We start from the raw sequence: 18,941 nt of genomic DNA, 5'->3' as shown, positions 1-18,941 counted from the left end.
CTGCGGTCGCTATGTACGTCGGGCGATGGAGGCGGGCCAGACCGTCGTGCGGCCCGGCCCACCCCGCCTCAGATGCTGGCCTGCATCCGGTAGAGCCCGGCATAGACGCCGCCGGCGGCCACGAGCTGCTCGTGCGTGCCTTCCTCGGCGATCCCGGCCGGGGTCAGCACCAGGATGCGGTCGGCATGGCGCACGGTGGAGAGCCGGTGGGCGATCACCAGCGTCGTCCGGTGGCGGCTGAGGGCGAACAGGGCGTCCTGGACGGCCCGCTCACTCTCGTTGTCCAGGGCGCTGGTGGCCTCGTCGAAGATCAGGATCGGCGGGTCCTTCAGGAAGGCCCGGGCGATGGTCAGCCGCTGCTTCTGGCCGCCTGAGAGCTTGACGCCCCGCTGGCCGATATCGGTGTCGTAGCCTTGCGGCAGCGCCAGGATGAAGTCGTGGGCGTTGGCCGCCTTGGCCGCGGCTGCCACCTCCGCGTCCGAGGCCTCGGGGCGGCCGTAGCGAAGGTTGTCGGCCACCGTTCCGGCAAACAGGTAGACGTCTTGCTGTACGATCCCGATGTGCCGGCGCAGGGAGGCGACGGTGACGTCGCGCACGTCCGTACCGTCCACCAGGATCCGCCCGTCGGCCACGTCGTAGAAGCGCGGGACGAGGGCGCACAGCGTGCTCTTGCCCACCCCGGAGGCGCCGACCAGGGCCACGAACTCGCCGGCCCGGATATCGAGCGAGAGGTTCCGGAACACCGGACCTGCGCCCTCGTAGCCGAAACCCACGTCGCGGAAGGCGATGGCGCCGCGCGGCCGGGGCAGGTCGCGCGCGCCGGGGCGGTCGCGGACGTCCGGCCGGGTCTCCAGGATCTCCATCACTCGCTCGAACCCGGTCCAGCCCTGCTGCCAGAGACGCGCGAAGTTGGCGAGGCGCTGGATCGGGTCGACCAGCACAGCCACGCAGAGCAGGAAGGTGACCATGCCCGCCACGTCCAGGCCGCCCTGGACCACGCGGATGCCGCCCAAAACAATGACCAGGACCGTCAGAAGCTGGGCGAAAGTGGCCGTGCCGGCCGAGAAGAAGGCCTCGCTGAGATAACCCACCCGCCGGCTCTCCAGGAACCGGTTGTTCTCGACATCGAAGCGTCGCGTCTCAAGGTCCTCGTTGGCGAAGGACTTGACCACACGGATTCCCGCCAGCGAGTCCTCGACCCGCGCGTTGATCTCGCCGATCCGCTGGCGGCTGAGCTTGAGCGCGGCGCCCATCCGCCGGTTGAAATGCAGGGCGTACAGCGCCGCGAGCGGCATCAGGCCCACCACCAGCAGGGCCAGCGGCCCGTCCAGCCAGGCGAGGATCGCTGTCACCCCCACCAACTTCAGGCCGGCGATGGCCAGATCCTCCGGCCCGTGGTGGTAGAGCTCGCCTAGCGACGACAGGTCGTGGGTGATCCGGCTCATGAGCTGGCCGACCCGCTGGCGGTCGTAGAAGCTGAACGACAGCTTCTGGCAGTGCTCGAACAGCTCGCGCCGCAAGGCCCCTTCCATCCGCGCGCCCATGACGTGGCCCTTGTAGTCCACGAACAGGAAGCTGGCGGTCTGCACTGCCAACAGCGCCAGCATGACGCCGCCCATGGCGTAGATGGGAGCGAGGTCGGGGAGCGCGCCGTCCTGCAGGCGCTGGGTGACGCTTCGGGCGCAGAGCGGCAGGACCAGCGCCGTCAGGGAGACGAGCAGGGCGCAGCCGACATCGGCCGCCAGCAGAGGCAGATGGGGCCGGTAGTAGGACAGGAACCTGCGCACGCGGCCGGACGGCCGGACCGCCGGATCGTCGCGCTGGAGGAGGAGGGCCTCGGCCGCGCGGGGCGGATGAGGCGGGAGGTGGCTACGGTCGGCGTCGGACCGCGCCGGCGCCCTCCGGGTTTGGGTCGGCATGGATCTTCATGTCCTGAAGGTGAGAGGGGGCTCCTTTCGGGTTGGACATGAAGGTTTTCATCTGGCTCTCCCCAGCCGCCGTAAGCGCGACGCGGAAGACTATGTCGCGGGCCGGCCAGCCGCGCAACGCCGGTATCCGGCGCCTCAGCCCTCGGCGAGCGCCTTGGCGGCCAGGTCGCGCCAGTGCTTGCCTTCCTTGCGGAACTGGGCGGCGAGTTTGGTCAGGCGCTTGTCCATCTCGGCGATGGCGGCCTGCGCTTCGGCCTTCCGGCCGCTGCGGGCCATGAAGGCGGCATAGCGGGCCTGGCCCTCGAAGCCGGGCATGCGTTGGGCGGCTTCGGCCAGGGCGGTGTCCGCCTCGGCGGTGCGCCCCACCGCCTCGTAAGCGCGGCCTAGGGCCAGGACGGCGGTCGGCGTGTAGGCGTCGGCGTCGTCCCGCGGCAGGCGCTCCAGGACCGCGAGCGCCTCGGGGCCCCGGTCCAGTTCCAGCAGGGCGTTCGCGCGGCCGAGCAGCAGGGCGGGGTCTTCGGCATGGATGCCGTGGGCCGCCTCGGCGTAGAGGCGCTCGGCTTCCTCGTGGCGGCCGAGGGTGGTGGCGGCCTGGGCCAGGCGGGACTGGTTGCGGACGGTGGGCGTGTCCTCGCAGGCCTGCTTGGCCTCACGGTATTCGCGCAAGGGATCGAGGGCGGCGCGGGCCGTGCGCTCCAGCCGCCGGGCGGCCGGTCCGCGGGTCAGCTCCGGCAGGACGATCGCCAGGAAATAGACCAGCCCGCCGATGGGCTGGAAGATCAGGATGATCCAGAGCCAGAACAGCTCGCGGCCGGTGCGGACCACATGGACGGCCAGGGCGATCGAGACGATCAGTGACAGGCCGATGAGCGGCAGGGAACCGCCGAGCAGGTTGAACAGGCTCATGACTCGCCCCGGGCCAGCTTGCGCGGGTCCAGCTTCTCGGCGGGGGCCAGGCGCATGACCTCGGCCTGGTATTTCTCGTCCTCGCCCATGGCCAGCAGCGGGGCCGCGTCGGCGCAGGCCTGTAGCAGCGGCTCCACCCACTTCATGTCGGCCTTGTGGAAATCGGAGAGTACGTGGCCTTGGACCAGCGCCTTGTCGCCCGGGTGCCCCGTGCCCAGGCGGGCGCGCCGGAAATGGGGACCGATCTGGGCGGTGATGGAGCGGATGCCGTTGTTGCCCGCCGCCCCGCCGCCGGCCTTCATCCGGAAGCGGCCGGGCGCCAGGTCGATCTCGTCGTAGAAGACGACCAGGTCCTGGGCGGGATCCAGCTTGAAGAACTTCACCGCCTCGCCCACCGCGCGGCCGCTCTCGTTGTAGTAGCCCTGGGGCTTGAGGATCAGGGCGCGGACGGGCCCCTGGGGCGTGTCGATCGAGCCCTCGGAAGCCTGGCCCTGGAAACGAGAACGCGCCGCTGAGAAGCCCCAGCGGCGCGCGATCTCGTCAACGGCCATGAAGCCGATGTTGTGGCGGTTCTTCGCGTAGGTCGGACCGGGATTGCCCAGGCCGGCGATGATCAGCACATCGACCCCCGCGGGAACGCGACGCCCTTAGGCCTCGGCTTCGCCTTCGGCGGCTTCGCCCTCGGCGGCGCCGGTGTCGACCTTGGCGGCGGCGATCGAGGCCACGACCACGTCGGCTTCAATGGCCGCTTCGACCTTGGCGGGCAGCTTCAGGTCGGAGACGCGGATGCTGTCGCCGATTTCCTTGCCGGTCAGATCGACGACGATCTCTTCCGGGATCGAATCGGCGTGGCAGGCCACGGTGACCGTGTGCAGGGCGATGTTCAGCGAACCGCCGCGCTTCAGGCCAGGCGATTCTTCCTGGTGCGAGAAGTGCACGGGCACTTCGATCTTGATCTGCTGGTGCTCGTCGACGCGGTACAGGTCGAAGTGCACCGGCTCGTCGGTCACCGGGTGCATGTCGACGGCCTTGGCGATGACCGGCTGGGTTTCCTTGCCGTACTTCAGGGTCACCAGGTGGCCCAGCAGCTTGCCGGTGTAGAGCGCCTTGCGGAACTCGTTCGACTTCACGGCGATGGCCACGGGGGCCTTGTCGCCGCCGTACAGCACGCCGGGCACCATGCCCGAGCGGCGGGTGTCGCGGGCGCCGCCGGTGCCGGTCCGCTCGCGCACTTCAACGTTCAAAACGATCTCGGCCATGGCCTTGCCTCAAAACGAAACCGCCGCGCGTCTCGCGCGCGGCGATGGGAAGTCAAACCCATATGGGTCGAAAGGGTGCGCGTAGATACACAAAAGCCTTGGCCGGCGCAACCGGCCGAAGCTGCGGCGCGTCAGCTCTTGCGTTTGCCCTTTTTCGCCGGGGCCTTCTTGGTGGGCATGCCCTTGGCGATGGTCTTGGCGTCGGGGATGTACCGGGCCTCGTAGGGCTCAGGCAGGCCGGCGGCGCGGATCACGCAGCGGCCGGTGTCCATCATGGCGTGCTGACCGAGGCAGAAGACGTCCTCGTAGTTCGGGCGGGCGACGGCCAGGCACTGGTAGAGGTTGAGCTTCGAGGTGCCCATGCACATGCCGATGTTGGGCTCGTGGGTGAGGGCCATCAGCTGTTCGGCATTGGCGTCGGTCGCCTCGCCCAGGGCCGCGAGGGCGGCGATCGCCAGCCCGCGGATCACCGTCGGCGTATAGGGCGGCGGCGCGGCGGTCGCGGTGAGTCCCAGCGAGGAGACGCCCATCGAGGCCTGCTGCAGGCGCGCGGTCTCCTCCACGTCCCCCAGCATGGCCGAGGCGGACAGGCTCTTGGCGCCGGCCAGACGCGCCTCCCGGCCGGGCACGTCGGCCTTGGACCAGGGCTGCTTCTGGATGTCGTAGGCGGCCTGCTTGACGGCCTTGCCCTGGTCGTAGAGCCGCTGGGCGTCGCCGCCCAGGGTGGCGATCACCAGCCCCGCGGCGCTGGCCGAGCCGGAGATGCCGACGGCATAGGCCGGGTCCTTCATGATCTCGTAGGCGATCTGGCGCCGCTGGACGGGGTCCTTGGCGTAGACACGCACGCCTTCGACGAAGGCCTTGTCCTGCAGGGCGATGACCGCGGAATAGGCGATGGAGCCGCGGACCAGTTGCTGCGGCTCGTAGGACGCGCCGGTCTGCAGCGAGCGGGCCACCGCTGCGCCGTCGGCGAAGTCGGGCGTGATCCCGGTCGTGCGGACCATGTAGTAGCGGTAGGCCGAGGCCAGCTCGATCAGCTTCGGCGACAGGCTCACCGTCGGCGCGGCCGGCGGGGGCGGCGTGATCACGGGCGGTGGTTCGGCGCAGCCGGCCAACAGCGCGGCGCCCAGGACCGCGATGGCCGCGGATCGGATCGGAAGACGGAACGGCATCAGACGCTTTCCCCCTCTTGCGAGTGGTGATTCTCGTTTGTCCGCCCCCGGGTACCCCATGGATTACCCGCCCAGGCGCCGCCTGGGCAAGTCATGGGATCAGTCGAACAGTTTCGACACGCTCTCTTCGTTGGCGATGCGGCGGATCGCCTCGCCGATCAGGCCGGAGCAGCTGACGTAGCGGATCTTGGGCGCGGTCCCGACGCGATCGGGCGGGGCGATGGAGTCGGTCATCACCAATTCCTTCAGCACCGAGGCCTCCACGCGCTCGATGGCGCCGCCGGACAGCACCCCGTGGCTGACATAGGCCGAGACCTCGGTGGCCCCGCCGTCGATCAGGGCCTGGGCCGCGTTGCACAGCGTGCCGCCGCCGTCGATCATGTCGTCGAACAGGATGCAGCGGCGCCCGGAGACGTCGCCGATGATGTTGGCCACCTCGCTCTTGCCCGGGCCTGAGCGGCGCTTGTCGACGATGGCGAGCTCGGTGTTGAGCCGGCTGGCGACGGCCAGCGCCCGGACCACGCCGCCCACGTCGGGCGAGACGATCATCAGGTCCTTGGGCTTCTCGTAGTTCTCCTTGATGTCGGCGGCCAGCAGCGGCGCGGACAGGAGGTTGTCGGTGGGGATGTCGAAGAAGCCCTGGATCTGGCCTGAGTGCAGATCCATCGTCAGGACCCGGTCTGCGCCGGCCCGGGTGATCAGGTTGGCCACCAGCTTGGCCGAGATCGGGGTGCGGCCGCCGGTCTTCCGGTCCTGGCGCGCATAGCCGAAGTAGGGGGTGACCGCGGTGATCCGCCGCGCCGACGCGCGCTTCAGCGCGTCGATGCAGACCAGCAGCTCCATCAGGTGGTCGTTGGCCGGATAGCTGGTGGACTGGAGGATGAAGACGTCCTCGCCGCGGACGTTCTCGTCGATGGTGACCCAGACTTCGTTGTCGGCGAAGCGTTTCACCTGGGCCCGCGTCAGGGGCACGTCGAGGTGAGAGGCGACGGCCTGGGCCAGCGTACGATTCGAGTTGCCGGCCAGCAGCTTCATCGACCCCGACTCCCCTAGGTGGATTTGCGCGGCTTGTAGCAGGGGATCGCGCGCGGGCAAGGGGCGATCCGGCGATCCATCACGGGGGCGCTATTGGCCACGCCCTAACCAAGAGGTTATGCCGAAGACCGACGCCACGTTTCGACGCCCGAACCTCGGAGACGCATGCCCCATCACACCCCGCTGATCGCCACCATCGTCGCCGGCCTCACCGTCGCCTTCGGGCTGGGGGCGCTGGCTCATCGATTCCGGATCTCGCCGCTGGTGGGATACCTGGCGGCGGGGGTCCTTGTGGGTCCGTTCACGCCTGGCTTCGTGGCCGACCAGGAGCTCGCCCAGGAGCTCGCCGAGATCGGCGTCATTCTGCTGATGTTCGGGGTGGGCCTGCACTTCTCCCTGAAGGACCTGCTCTCGGTCCGGGTGATCGCGATTCCAGGCGCCCTGGGCCAGATGGCTGCGGCGACCCTGCTGGGCATGGTCCTGGCCCACGTCATGGGCTGGCCGCTGGTCTCCGGGCTCGTATTCGGGCTGGCGCTCTCGGTCGCCTCCACCGTCGTCCTGCTGCGGGCGCTGCAGGAGCGGCGGATCGTGCAGACCGACAAGGGCCGGATCGCCGTGGGCTGGCTGATCGTCGAGGACCTGGCGATGGTTCTGGCCCTCGTGCTCTTGCCCGCTTTGGCGGACGCAATCGTCCCCGCGGGCGAAGGCGCGGGGCAGGGCTGGGTCCTCCCGCTGGCGATCACGATCGGCAAGGTGATCGCCTTCGTCGCCTTCATGCTGATCGTCGGCCGGCGCGTGATCCCGTGGATCCTGCATTGGGCGGCGCACACCGGATCGCGCGAGCTGTTCCGGCTGGCCGTGTTCGCGATCGCCCTGGGCGTGGCGTTCGGGGCGGCCCTGCTGTTCGACGTCTCGTTCGCCCTGGGTGCGTTCTTCGCCGGCATGATCCTGGCCGAGTCCGAGCTCAGCCAGCGGGCGGCCGAAGAAACGCTGCCCCTCCGCGACGCCTTCGCGGTGCTGTTCTTCGTCTCGGTGGGCATGCTGTTCAACCCCAACGTCCTGGTGGAACAGTCCTGGGCCCTGCTCGCGACCGTGGCGATCATCGTGCTCGGCAAGTCCCTGGCCGCCTTCGTTATCGTGCGGGCGTTCCGGCACGACAATTCGACAGCCCTGACCATCGCGGCGTCCCTGGCCCAGATCGGGGAGTTCTCGTTCATCCTGGCTGGGCTCGGCGTGGGCCTGAAGCTGCTGCCGGAGGAGGGCCGCGATCTGATCCTGGGCGGGGCCATCATCTCGATCCTGCTCAATCCGATGATCTTCGCCGCGGTGATGCGCGCCCGGCCCAAGGTCGCGGCCGCCGAGGTCAAGGCGCCCGAGCCCGCCAATGACTTCCTGCCGACCGCCCTGACCGAGCATGTGATCGTCGTCGGCTTCGGCCGGGTCGGGGCATCGGTGGCCGAAGGATTGGAGGCGGCGGGGCGGCCGTTCCTGGTGGTCGAGGTCGACGATGCGGCGCGCCGGCGCGCGCGGGACGCAGGGTTTGAGGTGCTGGCCGGCCATGCCGCCGATCCACAAGTGCTCGCCGCGGCCGGAGCCCGGGCCGCCCATCGGCTGATCTGCACCATCCCGGACGGCTTCGAGGCCGGCGGCGTGACCGAGCAGGCGCGGCGGGTGAACCCGGACCTGGAGATCATCGCGCGCGCCCATTCGGAGGCCGAGGTCGAGCACCTTTTGAAGCACGGTTGCGACATGCCTGTCTCGGGCGAGCGCGAGTTGGCCGCGGCCATGCTGGCCAAGGCGCGGCCGGCAAGAGCCAAGCGCCCGGCGGCTCCGGAGGCTGTGCCGGAGCCCCCGCCGCCACCTCCGGAGGGGCGGCCGCTGCTGGACGATGCCGAATGGGCGCTGCTGTCCGTCGCGCGGCTCGACGGCTTTGCGGTCGGCCAGGAGATCGACCGTGCCGCGCTGTTCGTGGGCGCCGAGCGGATCGGCAAGTTCGGCGAGGAACGGCTGCGTGTGGCCACGGCCGGCCTCAAGGCGAAGGGCCTGCTGGCGGACCTGGGCGGCGACCGGATCAGCCTCACGCCCGCGGGTCTGAGCCTGGTCGCCCTGGCGCCGGTCTATTAGTTCAGCACGATCGCGGAGAGCAGGCGGCCATAGTCCGGCTCGCCCTGCTTGAAGGCGCGCCGATTGGAAAAGAACAGGTCGGGCTCGGCGCAGGTGTCGCGGCCGATCCATTCGCACTGGGCGATGCCGGCGGCGCGCAGCCGGGCGAGGACGAAGCCCGGCAGGTCGAACTGGCGCTTGTCGGGCGCCGCGCCGGCGCTGAAGAAGCGTCCGTAGGCGGGATCGGCGTCCGTGAACCGCTGCACATACTCCAGCCCGACCTCGTACGAGGCCGGACCGATGCAGGGGCCGACGGCGGCCACGATCCGGTCGCGCCGGGCGCCCAGAGCTTCCATGCGCGCGATGGCGTGCTCGGCGACCCCGGTCAGGGCGCCCTTCCAGCCGGCGTGGGCGGCCGCGACCACCCGGGCCGAGGCGTCGGCGAACAGGATCGGCGCACAGTCCGCGGCCAGCGCCCCGCAGACAACGCCGGCGGTGGCGGTGACGACCCCGTCGGCCTGCGGCGGCCCTGCCGGCCACGGACCGTCGGCGACCACGGCGGTGGCCGAGTGGACCTGATAGGCGGTGACCAGCTCGCCGCCCAGGTGGGCCGCGGCGCGGCGGCGGTTCTCGCTGACCGCCTCAGGGTCGTCGTTGGAGCCCACGCCCACGTTCAAGCTGGCGTAGATTCCCGTGGAGACCCCGCCCTGGCGCGTGAAGAACGCGTGGCGGACGCCCGGCAGATCCAGCAAGGGCGAGGTGAGCACGGGGAGCTGGGTCACGTCAGGCCTCCTCGAACGCCGGCGGCGTCCAGCCGGGAGAGTGGATGCAGCAGACCTTGAACAGTTCGCCCATCTGGTCGCCGCCGACCAGCCGGTTGAGCTGGCGGCCGATCACCGGGGCCTTATCGGGACGGGCGCGGACCAGGGCCTCGGCCCGCTCGCCGATCCCGGCCCGCGCCAGGAAGGCGGCCTGGGTCAGGATGGCGGCCTCGGCCCCGGCCTTGCGGGCGGCCGCCATCACGGCCGGGAAGTCGGCGTGGACGGTGAGGTCGGCTTCGCCGGGACAGGCCAGGGGATCGACGCGCTCGTGCCGGACCAGCGCCTGCAGCGTGTCGCCGAACCCCGGCTGGTCGCGTCCATAGTCGATGAGCAGCGCCGCCCCGCCGTCGCGCGCCAGCCGCTCGCCGATCGCCGCGCCGAGGGCCTCCTGCGCGGCGGAGCGCTCGTAGACCACGCCCTCCCGGGCGTCGGGCAGGGCGATGGGGGCGGGGACGAGGCCGAAGCTGAGGCGCCGGTCGTCGGATAGCCCGACCACCTGCTCCGCCCAGCCCACCGGCGTACGGACGAACTGGCGGACGGGCAGGCAATCGAGGAGCTCGTTGGCCACCAGGACCATCGGCTGGCCGCCGGGAACCTCGTCAAGGCTCTGCGCCCAGCGAACGCCGTCCGGAAGCCGCGCGGCCTGCAGGGCGGCGAGGGGCTCGGACGTCTCCACCAGCCAGACGTCGGCCGCTTCCAGGAAGGCGGGCAGAAGCCGCGCGGCGCGCAGCAGGTCGCTCATCAGCGTGCCGTCGCCGGGACCCATCTCGACGAGGACGAACCGCGAAGGCGCGCCCATCGCCTGCCAGACGGACATGGCCCACACGCCGATCAGCTCGCCGAACATCTGGCTGACCAGGGGGGCAGTGATGAAGTCGCCGTCCTCGCCCAGCGCCGGCCGGGTGGCATAGTAGCCGTCCTGCGGGTCGTGCAGGCAGGCGGTCATGTACTGGGCGACGGTCAGCGGCCCGGTCTGGGCGATCTGGGCCGCCAGCCGCTCGCGCAGGCCCGCGCTCACGCAGGCTTGCTGGCGGGGTGGGAGTCGGGCTCGACACCCGCCGCGGGCAGGGCCGGCGGCAGGGGTTCGCGCATCCCGCGCCAGATCAGATAGAGGCCGCCCAGCACCATCGGCGCGGACAGAATCATGCCCATGGTGAGGCCCAGCGGCAGGTTGTCGAGGCCGGCGTCGGGTTCGCGCACCGTCTCGATCGCGATGCGGAAGATGCCGTAGAAGAGGACGAAGATGCCCGCGATCACGCCGCGTCGGTTGCCCAGCTTCGCCCCGTGCGTGGCCCAGCGCAGGATGAGAAACAGGATCAGCCCCTCGAAGGCGGCCTCGTACAGCTGGCTCGGGTGGCGCACGACGTCGCCCGCCGGGCAATAGCCGAAGCTTTCGCGGATCTGGTCGTTGCAGAAGACGAAGCCCCAAGGCAGGCCCGGCGCCTCCCGCCCCCAGAGCTCGCCGTTGATGAAGTTGGCGCAGCGCCCCAGGAAGTGGCCGATGGGGTAGGCCGGCGCCACCACGTCCGCGATCCGCAGCAGGTCCAGCCTGTTGCGCCAGGCGAAGATGATCATGGCGAGGGAGACGCCGATGACGCCGCCATGGAAGCTCATCCCCCCCTCCCAGACCCGGAAGATGCTGAGCGGGTCTGCCAGGGTCTGCGAGAGCGGGGTGTAGAACAGCACGTGGCCCAGACGGCCGCCACCGATCACCCCGATGGCGATCCACAGGATCAGGTCGTCCATCTGCTCCGGCGTGAACGGCGCCGGCCGGTGCGTCCAGAGTGCGGTGTTCCGGAGCAGGCCCGTGGCATAACGCCACCCCAGCAGGATGCCCGCCACATAGGCCAGGGCGTACCACCGGATGGCGAAAGGCCCGAGCTGCACGAGGATCGGATCGATGTTCGGGAACGGCACTTCTCAGGCGACTCCTGCGTTCAGAACAGCGACTTAGAGGAGAAGGCATTCGCTTTCATCCCCTGAAGGGCCATATAGACGAACGGACGGGCCAGTTTCGGCCAAAGAAGACAAGAATGCAGACGCAGAACCCCATCCTCGACGAGATCGCGAAACTCAGCACCGCCGCCATGGGCCTGGCCCAGGCCGCCGGCGAAGAGGCGAAGGCCGCGTTCCGCAGCCAGACCGACCGTCTGGTGGCGGAAATGGACCTGGTGCGGCGGGAAGACTACGACGCGCTCAAGGCCGAAGTGGCCACGCTTCGCCAGGAAATCGAGGCCCTGAAGGCCGCGAAATCGCCCCGAAAGGCCGCGAAAGGCTCGTGAGAACAGTGCACGCCACGCGAAAGCTGTTCGCGTGTCGCAAGAACCCGGTGACACTGACCTCCAGAAACGGTCTAGGGTCTTTCATGCGGACGATTCGGGGGCGGCGTTCCGCCCTCCGTCCGAGTCATAAGGGGTCGTAATGGACACCTCCCAGACGGACGAAAATCTCGTCCTGACGAACGACCCCCTCGACGTTGTCGAGCATGTGCTCACCGCCGAGAATCTGCCTTTCGACCGGACCGAGGACGGCGATCTCGCCTTCACGCTCGCGGGCGACTGGAAGGACTACGAGCTCTGGTTCGCCTGGCGGCCGGAGGGCGACACCCTGCAGCTCTGCCTGTCGATGGACCTTGCGGTGCCCAAGGCCCAGCGCCAGACGGCGCAGGAGCTGATCGCCACGATCAATCCGCGGGTCTGGCTCGGCCACTTCGAGCTGTGGGACGAGGGCGAGATCATCTTCCGGCACGGCATGGCGCTGATGGCCGGCGAACAGCCTAGCCTGGCGCAGGCCGCGGCGATGATCGACGTGGCGGTCGAGGCGGCGGACCGGTTCTTCCCGGCCTTTGATTTCCTGCTGCGCGGCGCCAAGACCCCGCAGGAGGCCATCGCCGCCTGCATGTTCGAGACGGTCGGCGAGGCCTGAGCCCTTGCCTGCGCCGCGGCATCCTGTCGCGGCGCTAACGATCTGAAATATCTGAATTTACTTCCCGGCGATCCGTGAGGATCGCTTCGAGGTTGCGGCTGACACCCGCCATGCACAACGCTGGCGCGCGTTCGCCGAGCGACGCTTAAGCTCCGCGAAAGAGAGCACTCGCCATACCGCACGCATGAAGCGTTCGGCCCGCGAAACGACCGTGGCCCTGGGCGTGTCCCTGGTGACCGTCCTGGCGACGGCTGCCGTCCTGTTGGCCGCCAGCCGGACGCCCGACCCCTACGTGGCCGCGGGGGTGTTCCCGCCCTGGTGGACCCGCACCGCCGTGATCGCGGCGGCGGGCCAGGCCGGATCGATCCGGGACCTGGGCGCGGCGCCCTTCATCGTCGTGGTGCGCGACCCGGAAGGCCGCGTCCAGGCGCGACTGCGTGCGGCCGGCGCCCTGTTCTCCGTGGGGCCCGCCGGCTCCGCGGCCTGTGCACCCCAGGAGACCTGATGTTCGATACCATCGGCCAGCAGCGGCAGTTCGCCGACCGCCTCGTCATCACCGGCCTCTGGCTGCTCGTCCCGCTTATCGGCGCGGCGGCGGCGATCGCCGGCGGCGCCTGGGTCCTGCTCGCCAGCGCGGCCGCGGCCGTTGCGGGCGGCGCGACGCTGGTCCGCAAGCTCGTGGGCGAAGGCCCTGCGGTCCGGATAACCGCCGGCGTCTCGCTGATGGCGAGCATCTCCTTGCTGGTCGGGGCCCTCTCGGGCCATGCCTGGCAGATCGACATGCACATGGCCTATTTCGCCGGTCTGGCCGTGCTGATCGTCTATTGCGACTGGCGGGTGATCGCCGCGGCCACGGCGGTCGTCGCGGCGCACCACCTGCTGCTGTCTTTCATCCTGCCCGCGGCGGTGTTCCCGGGCGGCGGCGACATCGAGCGCGTGCTGGTCCACGCCGTGATCCTGCTGGTCGAGGCGGGCGTGCTGATCTGGGTCGGCGCCAATCTGGTGCGGATGTTCGCGCGCTCGGCCGACATGCTGGAGACGGCCTCCCAGGCCCGCGAACGCGCCGAGCAGGCCATGGCCGAAGCCCAGTCCGCCCGGGCTGGCGAAGCCCAGGCCGCCACCGAGCGCGAGGCCGTGCAGCGCGCCAGCGAGGCTGAGGCCCGCACCGTCGTCGGCGCCCTGGCGAAGGCGCTGGGCGCGCTGGCCGAGGGCGACGTCACCCACCGGATCGACGCTGCGTTCCCGGACCAGTACGGCCAGCTCAAGCGCGACTTCAACGCCGCCGCCGAGCAACTGCAGTCGACCCTAGCCTCGATCGTCGACGTCAATGCGCGGGTTCGCTCCAGCGCGGGCGAGATTGCGAGCGCCTCCACGCATCTGTCCCAGCGCACCGAGAACCAGGCGGCGACGCTGGAGGAGACCGCGGCGGCGCTGGACGAGATAACCGCCACCGTCCGCCGCACGGCCGCCGGCGCCCGCCAGGCGCGCGACGTCGTCGGCGCCGCCCGCGCCCAGGCCCAGGGGTCGGGCGAGGTGGTGCGCTCGGCCGTGGCCGCCATGACCAGTATCGAAGAGTCGTCCCGCCAGATCAGCCAGATCATCGGCGTGATCGACGAGATCGCGTTCCAGACCAATCTGCTGGCCTTGAACGCGGGCGTCGAAGCGGCCCGGGCCGGCGATGCGGGCAAGGGCTTCGCCGTTGTCGCCTCGGAAGTCCGGGCGCTCGCCCAGCGTTCCGCGGAGGCCGCCAAGGAAATCAAGACGCTGATCTCCACCTCGTCCGGTCAGGTCGGGGACGGCGTGCGCCTGGTCGGGCAGACGGGCGAGGCGCTGACCCGGATCGTCTCCGAAGTCTCCGCGGTCAGCGAGGCGATCGCCGAAATCACCGCCTCGGCCGAGGAGCAGGCGGTGAGCCTGCAGGAGGTCAACACCGCCATGAACGCCCTCGACGGCGTGACCCAGCAGAACGCCGCCATGGTCGAGGAAGCCACGGCGGCCACCCAGGCCCTCTCGGGCGACGCCGAGCGGCTGACCCAGCTCGTGGCGCACTTCCAGGTGGGACGAGACGCGGCCGCGCGGCCGGCTCGCAAACGGGCGGCCTGAAGCCTCACTCCACCCCGAGCACCTTCTTCAGGAACACCAGTTCGGTCGCCCGCACCGCTTCCTGGTTCGCCTTTTTGGAGATGCCGTGGCCCTCGTCCTTGGCCAGGACGTACCAGACCTCGGTTCCTTGGGCCCGCAGCTTGGCGACCATCTGCTCGGACTCGGTGCGTGGCACCCGCGGATCGTTCGCGCCCTGGAAGACCATCATGGGCTTCTTCATCCGGTCGCTCATGCGGATGGGGGCGATGCGGTCGAAGACGGCCCGCATCTTCGGATCCCGCTCGTCGCCATACTCGGCCCGGCGATTGTCGCGCCGGTAGCCTTCGGTGTTCTGCAGGAAGGTGACCCAGTCGGAGATGCCGTAGAGGTCGATCGCGCCGGCGATGCGGTCGTTGTAGTGGCCCGCCACCGCCAGGACCATGTAGCCGCCATAGGACTGGCCGACGACGGCCACCCGGCTGGCGTCCAGGTCGGGCTGCTTGGCCACCCAGTCCAGCAGGGCGCCGATGTCCTTCACCGAGTCCTCGCGCTTCTCGGCGTTGTCGAGGCCGAGATAGGTGCGGCCATAGCCTGAGGAACCGCGCACGTTCGGGATGATCACCGCCGCGCCCAGCTCGTTCACCCACGACTGCCGGCGCGGGTTGAAGTTCGGCTGCTCCTGGCCTTCCGGGCCGCCATGGATCTGGATCACCACGGGCAGCTTGCCGGGCTTGGCCGACTTGGGCCGGTAGATGAAGGCCGGGATCTGCCGGTCGTCGAAGGTGGGGTAGCGGAACAGCTGCGGCTCGACGAGCCTGGCCGGATCCAGGCCGCCGAGTTCGCTCTCGGTCCAGCGGACCAGCTGGCCGCTCTTCAGGTCATAGCTCCAGACGTCGCCCGAGCTGGTGGACGTGGACAGGCTGAGGCCGATCTTCGACCCGTCGGGCGAGAACTTCGCCCCGGTCAGCACGCCTTGGGGCAGCTTCGGACCCGGCAGGACCTTGCCGCTCGCCACGTCCCGGAGGACCAGGGTGGAATAGCCCTCCTCGTTGACCCACAGAGCCACGGTCTTGCCGTCGGGGCTGAGGTCGAAGTTCTCCGAGCCCCACTTCGCGCCCGGCTCCAGGTCGCGAACCTTGCCCGACTTGAGGTCGATCACCACCGGCCGGGTATGTTCCGCGCCGTCGTCCGAAAGGGTCAGCACCGCCGCGCCCCCGTCGACGAACGCCCCACCCTGGTAGCCAACCTTACGCTTGGGGCCGATCTGGGTGAGCTTGCCGCTGGCCACGTCCAGGGTGAACAGCTCGACCTGGGTGGAGGAATAGTAGCGGCTGACCAGGATGGTCTTGCCGTCCGCCGTGATGTCCTGCGGCGACATCGAGCCCGTCCCTTCGAGCACCGTGCGCCGGCTGGCGGGATTCGAGGGGTCGGCCAGGACGATGTCGTAGTTCGGATCGCCCGGCGTCACCTGCGCCCAGGCCACGCTCTTGCCGTCGCGGGTGAATACGAAGGCCTGGTTGCGGGTGCCCGGCGCCGTGAGCTGGGTCTCGGCGCCCGCCAGGTCGCGCAGGTAGGCCTGGTAGTACTCCGCCCCGCCCACGTCGCGGGGATAGAGATAGGTCGAGGTCCCGGGGCGCACCTGGGCGACGCTGATCGGCTCATTGAAGAAGGTCAGCTGGGTGCGCGCCGCGCCGGGGGCCGTGACCCGGTGGATCTGGTTGGTGTCGCCGAAGCGGGTGGCGATCAGCATCGAGCCGTCGGGCAGCCAGTCCTCGAACACCGCCGAACGCGCATTGTAGTACGGCGCGATGGCCGCCTGCAGCGCGGGCGGCGTGGCCGGGGCGCCGTCGTAGACGATGTTCCCGACCTCGCGCTTGGCCGGCTGCGCCAGGCTCGCCGAACCCAGGGCCAGCGCCAGGGCCGTACCGAACAGCAGCGCGCGAGATATCATCGACGGAACCCCCAAATAGCGGAAGGCGCGAGGCAAGCGCGGCGCGGGCCCCGCGTCAATCGAAGTCGGCGGACCATCGTTCGGGGTTTTGCGTCGGGGCGCGGTCCGCTAAGGCTGCCGCCATGATCACGCCGATCCTGATGCTGGGCGCCGGGCGCATGGGCGGGGCCATGACCGAGGGGTGGCTCGCCGCGGGCGCCTTCGCCGCCTCCGACCTGATGATCCGCGACCCGAATCCGGGGCCCGCTGCGAAGGCCGCCGAGGCCGCCGGGGCCGTTCTCAATCCGCCCGACTCGGACCTGGCCCAGGCGCGGACCGTGGTGCTGGGCGTCAAGCCCCAGGTCTGGCGCGACGCGGCGGCGGAGGTGGCGCCCTGGCTTGGGTCGGGCGCGATCATCGTGTCCATCGCGGCCGGCGTGAAGGCGGCGGATATCTCGCGGGAGTTCGGCGGCCGCTGTGTGGCCCGGGTGATGCCGACCACGGCGGCGGCGATCGGCCAAGGGACGGCCAGCCTCTATGCGGACGAGCCCGAGGCGTTGGCCCGGGCCCACGCCTTGTTCGAGCCGCTGGGCGCGGTGGTGGCGCTGACCGACGAGAACCTGATGCATGCGGCGACGGCGGTGTCGGGTTCGTCGCCGGCCTACCTGTATGCGTTCATCGAGGCGCTGGAAGCGGCAGGCGCCGCCGCCGGCCTGTCGACCCGGGACGCCCAGCGGCTGGCCCGCTCTACCCTCACGGGGGCGGCCGCGCTGCTGAACCGGACGGGCGAGGATCCGGCCGAACTGCGCCGGCAGGTAACGTCGCCCGGCGGCACGACCCAGGCGGCCCTTGACGTGCTGTTGGCGGACGGGGCGCTGCCCGACCTGATGCGCGAGGCGGTGGCCGCCGCCGTGCGTCGCTCTAAGGAACTCGGCGCCTAGCTGCGCCGCCAGGTCTGTGCCTGGCAGACCATCAGGATGCAGCCCTCGACCTTCAATGCGCCCGTCCCGTTCACGCTGATCTTGCTGTCGTAGGTCTTGCCGGTATTGGGGTCGTAGATCTTGCCGCCGGTCCAGCGCCCGGGCGCGGTCGGCTTGAAGTCGCGGATCATGGGCAGGCCCAGGATCGTGCGGGTCTTCAGCTTCGGATCGGGATTGTTGACGTCGGTCGCCTTGGCGTCGGCGGGGTTCTTCACCCACGAGATGACGCCGCACATCCGGTCGGCCTTGCCGGGGCAGGGGCCGATGCGGACCTTGGCGGTCCCAGCCTGGGTGAGCCACTCGCCCTCGACGGGGTCGGCGGCGAAGGCGGGCGCGGCGGCCAGCGCGAGGCCGGCGGCAAGGATGAGAGCGCGCATCGTGGAGTTCCCTGGATGTTTATCCCGGCAGCCTGACCACGGCTCGTAGCCCGCCCAGCGGCGAGCGGTCCAGCACGATGTCGCCACCGTGGCCGCGGGCGACGTCGCGGGCGATGGCCAGTCCCAGGCCCACGCCCTTGGTGTTCTGGTTGCGGCTCTCGTCCAGGCGGGCGAAGGCCTTGAACGCCTCCTCGCGCTGATCGGCCGGGATGCCGGGACCGTCATCGTCCACCGTGATCTCCAGGCCGCCGTCCGGCGCGCGACGGGCGGTGACCGCGACGTGCTCTCCATGCGCTGCGGCGTTCATCACCAGGTTGGACAGCGCCCGCTTCAATGCGCTGGGGCGCGCCATGGCCGTCAGGTCGGCGTCGGCCGCCACGTCCACCTCGGCGCCCAACCGCCGGGCCCCTTCGCTCACCGCCTCGATCAGCGGGCGCAGCTTTACGGGCTCGGCGGCTTCCCCGCCCTCGCCGCGGGCGAAGGCCAGGTACTCGTCGATCATGTGCTCCATCTCGCTCAGGTCGCGCTTCATGTCGGCCGTGCGCTTGGTCTGCTCGGAGAGGGCCAGGCTGAGCTTCAGGCGGGTCAACGGCGTGCGCAGGTCGTGGCTGACCGAGGCCAACAGGGCGGTGCGCTGTTCGATGTGGCGCTGGATGCGTCCGCGCATGGCGAGGAAGGCGGTGGCGGCGGCGCGGACCTCGCGCGCGCCGTGCGGCTTGAACGCGGGCACGTCCGTCCCTCGCCCGAACGCCTCGGCCGCGTCGGCCAGCCGTTCGATCGCGCGCACCTGGTTGCGGATGAACAGCAGGGCGATGGCCGTGAGCAGGACGGTCGCCACGGTCATCCACAGGACGAAGATGTGACCCTGGGTGGCGAAGGCGCGGTCGCGCGGCGCCAGCACGCGCATCACCCCGCCCTGCACGCCCACGCGGATGTCCACGTAGGCGGGGTAGCGGGTAGTGTCGAACCAGAACGGCGCATCGAGGCGCTCGCTCAGCGCGCGGTCCAGCGAGCGGTCGATGGGGGCGAAGAAGGCCTCCAGCAGCACTGGCGGATCGCGGCGGCGCAGCGGCAGGCTGCGGCCCGGCTGAAGCGCGATGGACAGGCCCATGGAGTCCTCGGCGCGCTGGCTGAGCTTGGCGAAGCTCTCCGGCGTCGGGTCCTCCCGATAGCTCTCGACCGCCCAGGCGATGTCGCCGGCCAGGCCCTCGGACAGGCGGGCGGTCACCGTCTGCCAGTGGGCGTCGAAGAAGACGTAGGTAACAGCGATCTGCATCAGGGCAACCGGCAGGACGATGATCAGCAGCGACCGCGCGAACAGAGTCGACGGCAGCCGCCGCTTCATCCAGCGCATGAGCACGCGCGTGGAGGACGGCAGCTTCATGGGCTCGCTTCTCCCCCGCCGCGAAGACGACGGGGGAGG

At 70.3% G+C, this 18,941-nt stretch carries 18 protein-coding genes; 6 read left to right on the top strand and 12 right to left on the bottom strand.

What is annotated here, in order from left to right:
• Positions 1-68 precede the first annotated feature (68 nt).
• From A2790_RS23510 to A2790_RS23485, 6 genes are all read right to left on the bottom strand, one after another.
• A complete protein-coding gene (locus A2790_RS23510; RefSeq protein ID WP_293397285.1) occupies positions 69-1,919 on the bottom strand; it encodes an ABC transporter ATP-binding protein in 1,851 nt (616 codons plus the stop codon).
• Positions 1,920-2,063: 144 nt separating this feature from the next.
• The gene (locus tag A2790_RS23505; RefSeq protein WP_363081615.1) at positions 2,064-2,834 is read right to left on the bottom strand and encodes a tetratricopeptide repeat protein; all 771 of its coding nucleotides are present in this window, start codon (positions 2,832-2,834) and stop codon (positions 2,064-2,066) included.
• The gene (gene pth, locus A2790_RS23500; protein ID WP_293397283.1) at positions 2,831-3,454 is read right to left on the bottom strand and encodes an aminoacyl-tRNA hydrolase; all 624 of its coding nucleotides are present in this window, start codon (positions 3,452-3,454) and stop codon (positions 2,831-2,833) included. The genes A2790_RS23505 and pth overlap by 4 nt, the downstream gene beginning before the upstream one ends.
• A 27-nt stretch (positions 3,455-3,481) precedes the next feature.
• Positions 3,482-4,093: a 50S ribosomal protein L25/general stress protein Ctc gene (locus A2790_RS23495; protein WP_293397281.1), complete on the bottom strand. Its 612-nt coding sequence runs from the start codon at positions 4,091-4,093 to the stop codon at positions 3,482-3,484.
• Between the two features lie 131 nt (positions 4,094-4,224).
• Positions 4,225-5,265, bottom strand: a complete 1,041-nt coding sequence (locus A2790_RS23490) for a hypothetical protein (RefSeq protein WP_293397278.1) — start codon at positions 5,263-5,265, stop codon at positions 4,225-4,227.
• Between the two features lie 99 nt (positions 5,266-5,364).
• Entirely contained in the window at positions 5,365-6,300 is a 936-nt protein-coding gene (locus A2790_RS23485) for a ribose-phosphate pyrophosphokinase (protein ID WP_068875055.1), read from the bottom strand.
• Between the two features lie 165 nt (positions 6,301-6,465).
• Between A2790_RS23485 and ybaL the strand changes: the two genes are divergently transcribed.
• The gene (gene ybaL, locus A2790_RS23480) at positions 6,466-8,424 is read left to right on the top strand and encodes a YbaL family putative K(+) efflux transporter (RefSeq protein ID WP_293397270.1); all 1,959 of its coding nucleotides are present in this window, start codon (positions 6,466-6,468) and stop codon (positions 8,422-8,424) included.
• On the opposite strand, the gene pgeF is transcribed toward ybaL, so the two are convergent.
• The 3 genes from pgeF to lgt are packed head-to-tail and all read right to left on the bottom strand — an operon-like array spanning position 8,421 to position 11,141.
• Positions 8,421-9,185: a peptidoglycan editing factor PgeF gene (gene pgeF / locus A2790_RS23475; RefSeq protein WP_293397267.1), complete on the bottom strand. Its 765-nt coding sequence runs from the start codon at positions 9,183-9,185 to the stop codon at positions 8,421-8,423. The genes ybaL and pgeF overlap by 4 nt on opposite strands.
• A gap of 1 nt (position 9,186) precedes the next feature.
• Positions 9,187-10,242, bottom strand: coding sequence for an SAM-dependent methyltransferase (locus A2790_RS23470; protein ID WP_293397264.1), 1,056 nt, complete (start codon positions 10,240-10,242; stop codon positions 9,187-9,189).
• On the bottom strand, positions 10,239-11,141 hold the full coding sequence (gene lgt / locus A2790_RS23465) for a prolipoprotein diacylglyceryl transferase (RefSeq protein WP_293397261.1): 903 nt from the start codon (positions 11,139-11,141) through the stop codon (positions 10,239-10,241). The genes A2790_RS23470 and lgt overlap by 4 nt, the downstream gene beginning before the upstream one ends.
• 116 nt (positions 11,142-11,257) lie before the next feature.
• Here lgt and A2790_RS23460 point away from each other — a divergent pair, with 116 nt between their 5' ends.
• The 4 genes from A2790_RS23460 to A2790_RS23445 all read left to right on the top strand — a co-directional run bounded on the left by A2790_RS23460 (position 11,258) and on the right by A2790_RS23445 (position 14,252).
• Positions 11,258-11,506, top strand: coding sequence for an accessory factor UbiK family protein (locus tag A2790_RS23460; RefSeq protein ID WP_293397258.1), 249 nt, complete (start codon positions 11,258-11,260; stop codon positions 11,504-11,506).
• A gap of 139 nt (positions 11,507-11,645) precedes the next feature.
• Positions 11,646-12,149, top strand: coding sequence for a YbjN domain-containing protein (locus A2790_RS23455; protein WP_293397255.1), 504 nt, complete (start codon positions 11,646-11,648; stop codon positions 12,147-12,149).
• A 184-nt stretch (positions 12,150-12,333) separates the two neighbouring features.
• The gene (locus tag A2790_RS23450; RefSeq protein ID WP_293397252.1) at positions 12,334-12,654 is read left to right on the top strand and encodes a hypothetical protein; all 321 of its coding nucleotides are present in this window, start codon (positions 12,334-12,336) and stop codon (positions 12,652-12,654) included.
• Positions 12,654-14,252 carry a methyl-accepting chemotaxis protein gene (locus tag A2790_RS23445; RefSeq protein ID WP_293397249.1) on the top strand — a complete coding sequence of 533 codons (1,599 nt, stop codon included), beginning with the start codon at positions 12,654-12,656 and terminating at the stop codon, positions 14,250-14,252. The genes A2790_RS23450 and A2790_RS23445 overlap by 1 nt, the downstream gene beginning before the upstream one ends.
• A 4-nt stretch (positions 14,253-14,256) precedes the next feature.
• Here the strand turns inward: A2790_RS23445 and A2790_RS23440 are convergent, their stop codons facing one another.
• Positions 14,257-16,182, bottom strand: coding sequence for a S9 family peptidase (locus A2790_RS23440; protein WP_293397246.1), 1,926 nt, complete (start codon positions 16,180-16,182; stop codon positions 14,257-14,259).
• Between the two features lie 125 nt (positions 16,183-16,307).
• Between A2790_RS23440 and proC the strand changes: the two genes are divergently transcribed.
• Entirely contained in the window at positions 16,308-17,102 is a 795-nt protein-coding gene (gene proC / locus A2790_RS23435; RefSeq protein ID WP_293397848.1) for a pyrroline-5-carboxylate reductase, read from the top strand.
• On the opposite strand, the gene A2790_RS23430 is transcribed toward proC, so the two are convergent.
• Both A2790_RS23430 and A2790_RS23425 read right to left on the bottom strand, forming a co-directional pair.
• Positions 17,099-17,518, bottom strand: coding sequence for a DUF2147 domain-containing protein (locus A2790_RS23430; RefSeq protein ID WP_293397243.1), 420 nt, complete (start codon positions 17,516-17,518; stop codon positions 17,099-17,101). The two genes, proC and A2790_RS23430, sit on opposite strands and share 4 nt — an antisense overlap.
• 19 nt (positions 17,519-17,537) lie before the next feature.
• Positions 17,538-18,902, bottom strand: coding sequence for an ATP-binding protein (locus tag A2790_RS23425; protein ID WP_293397240.1), 1,365 nt, complete (start codon positions 18,900-18,902; stop codon positions 17,538-17,540).
• Positions 18,903-18,941 lie beyond the last annotated feature (39 nt).

The sequence above is a fragment of the Phenylobacterium sp. RIFCSPHIGHO2_01_FULL_69_31 genome (genome assembly GCF_001824475.1).
In the GTDB taxonomy this organism is placed as follows: Bacteria; Pseudomonadota; Alphaproteobacteria; order Caulobacterales; family Caulobacteraceae; genus Phenylobacterium.
Note: the sequence above shows the minus strand (reverse complement) of the source record. Positions and strands in the feature narration are given on the sequence as shown.

Bases quoted from the DNA above. Each gene is read 5' to 3' on its own strand.
- A2790_RS23510 (WP_293397285.1), bottom strand. From the start codon at position 1,919: ATGCCGACCCAAACCCGGAGGGCGCCGGCGCGGTCCGACGCCGACCGT.
- A2790_RS23505 (WP_363081615.1), bottom strand. From the start codon at position 2,834: ATGAGCCTGTTCAACCTGCTCGGCGGTTCCCTGCCGCTCATCGGCCTG.
- A2790_RS23495 (WP_293397281.1), bottom strand. From the start codon at position 4,093: ATGGCCGAGATCGTTTTGAACGTTGAAGTGCGCGAGCGGACCGGCACC.
- A2790_RS23490 (WP_293397278.1), bottom strand. From the start codon at position 5,265: ATGCCGTTCCGTCTTCCGATCCGATCCGCGGCCATCGCGGTCCTGGGC.
- A2790_RS23485 (WP_068875055.1), bottom strand. From the start codon at position 6,300: ATGAAGCTGCTGGCCGGCAACTCGAATCGTACGCTGGCCCAGGCCGTC.
- ybaL (WP_293397270.1), top strand. From the start codon at position 6,466: ATGCCCCATCACACCCCGCTGATCGCCACCATCGTCGCCGGCCTCACC.
- A2790_RS23460 (WP_293397258.1), top strand. From the start codon at position 11,258: ATGCAGACGCAGAACCCCATCCTCGACGAGATCGCGAAACTCAGCACC.
- A2790_RS23455 (WP_293397255.1), top strand. From the start codon at position 11,646: ATGGACACCTCCCAGACGGACGAAAATCTCGTCCTGACGAACGACCCC.
- A2790_RS23450 (WP_293397252.1), top strand. From the start codon at position 12,334: ATGAAGCGTTCGGCCCGCGAAACGACCGTGGCCCTGGGCGTGTCCCTG.
- A2790_RS23445 (WP_293397249.1), top strand. From the start codon at position 12,654: ATGTTCGATACCATCGGCCAGCAGCGGCAGTTCGCCGACCGCCTCGTC.
- A2790_RS23440 (WP_293397246.1), bottom strand. From the start codon at position 16,182: ATGATATCTCGCGCGCTGCTGTTCGGTACGGCCCTGGCGCTGGCCCTG.
- A2790_RS23430 (WP_293397243.1), bottom strand. From the start codon at position 17,518: ATGCGCGCTCTCATCCTTGCCGCCGGCCTCGCGCTGGCCGCCGCGCCC.
- A2790_RS23425 (WP_293397240.1), bottom strand. From the start codon at position 18,902: ATGAAGCTGCCGTCCTCCACGCGCGTGCTCATGCGCTGGATGAAGCGG.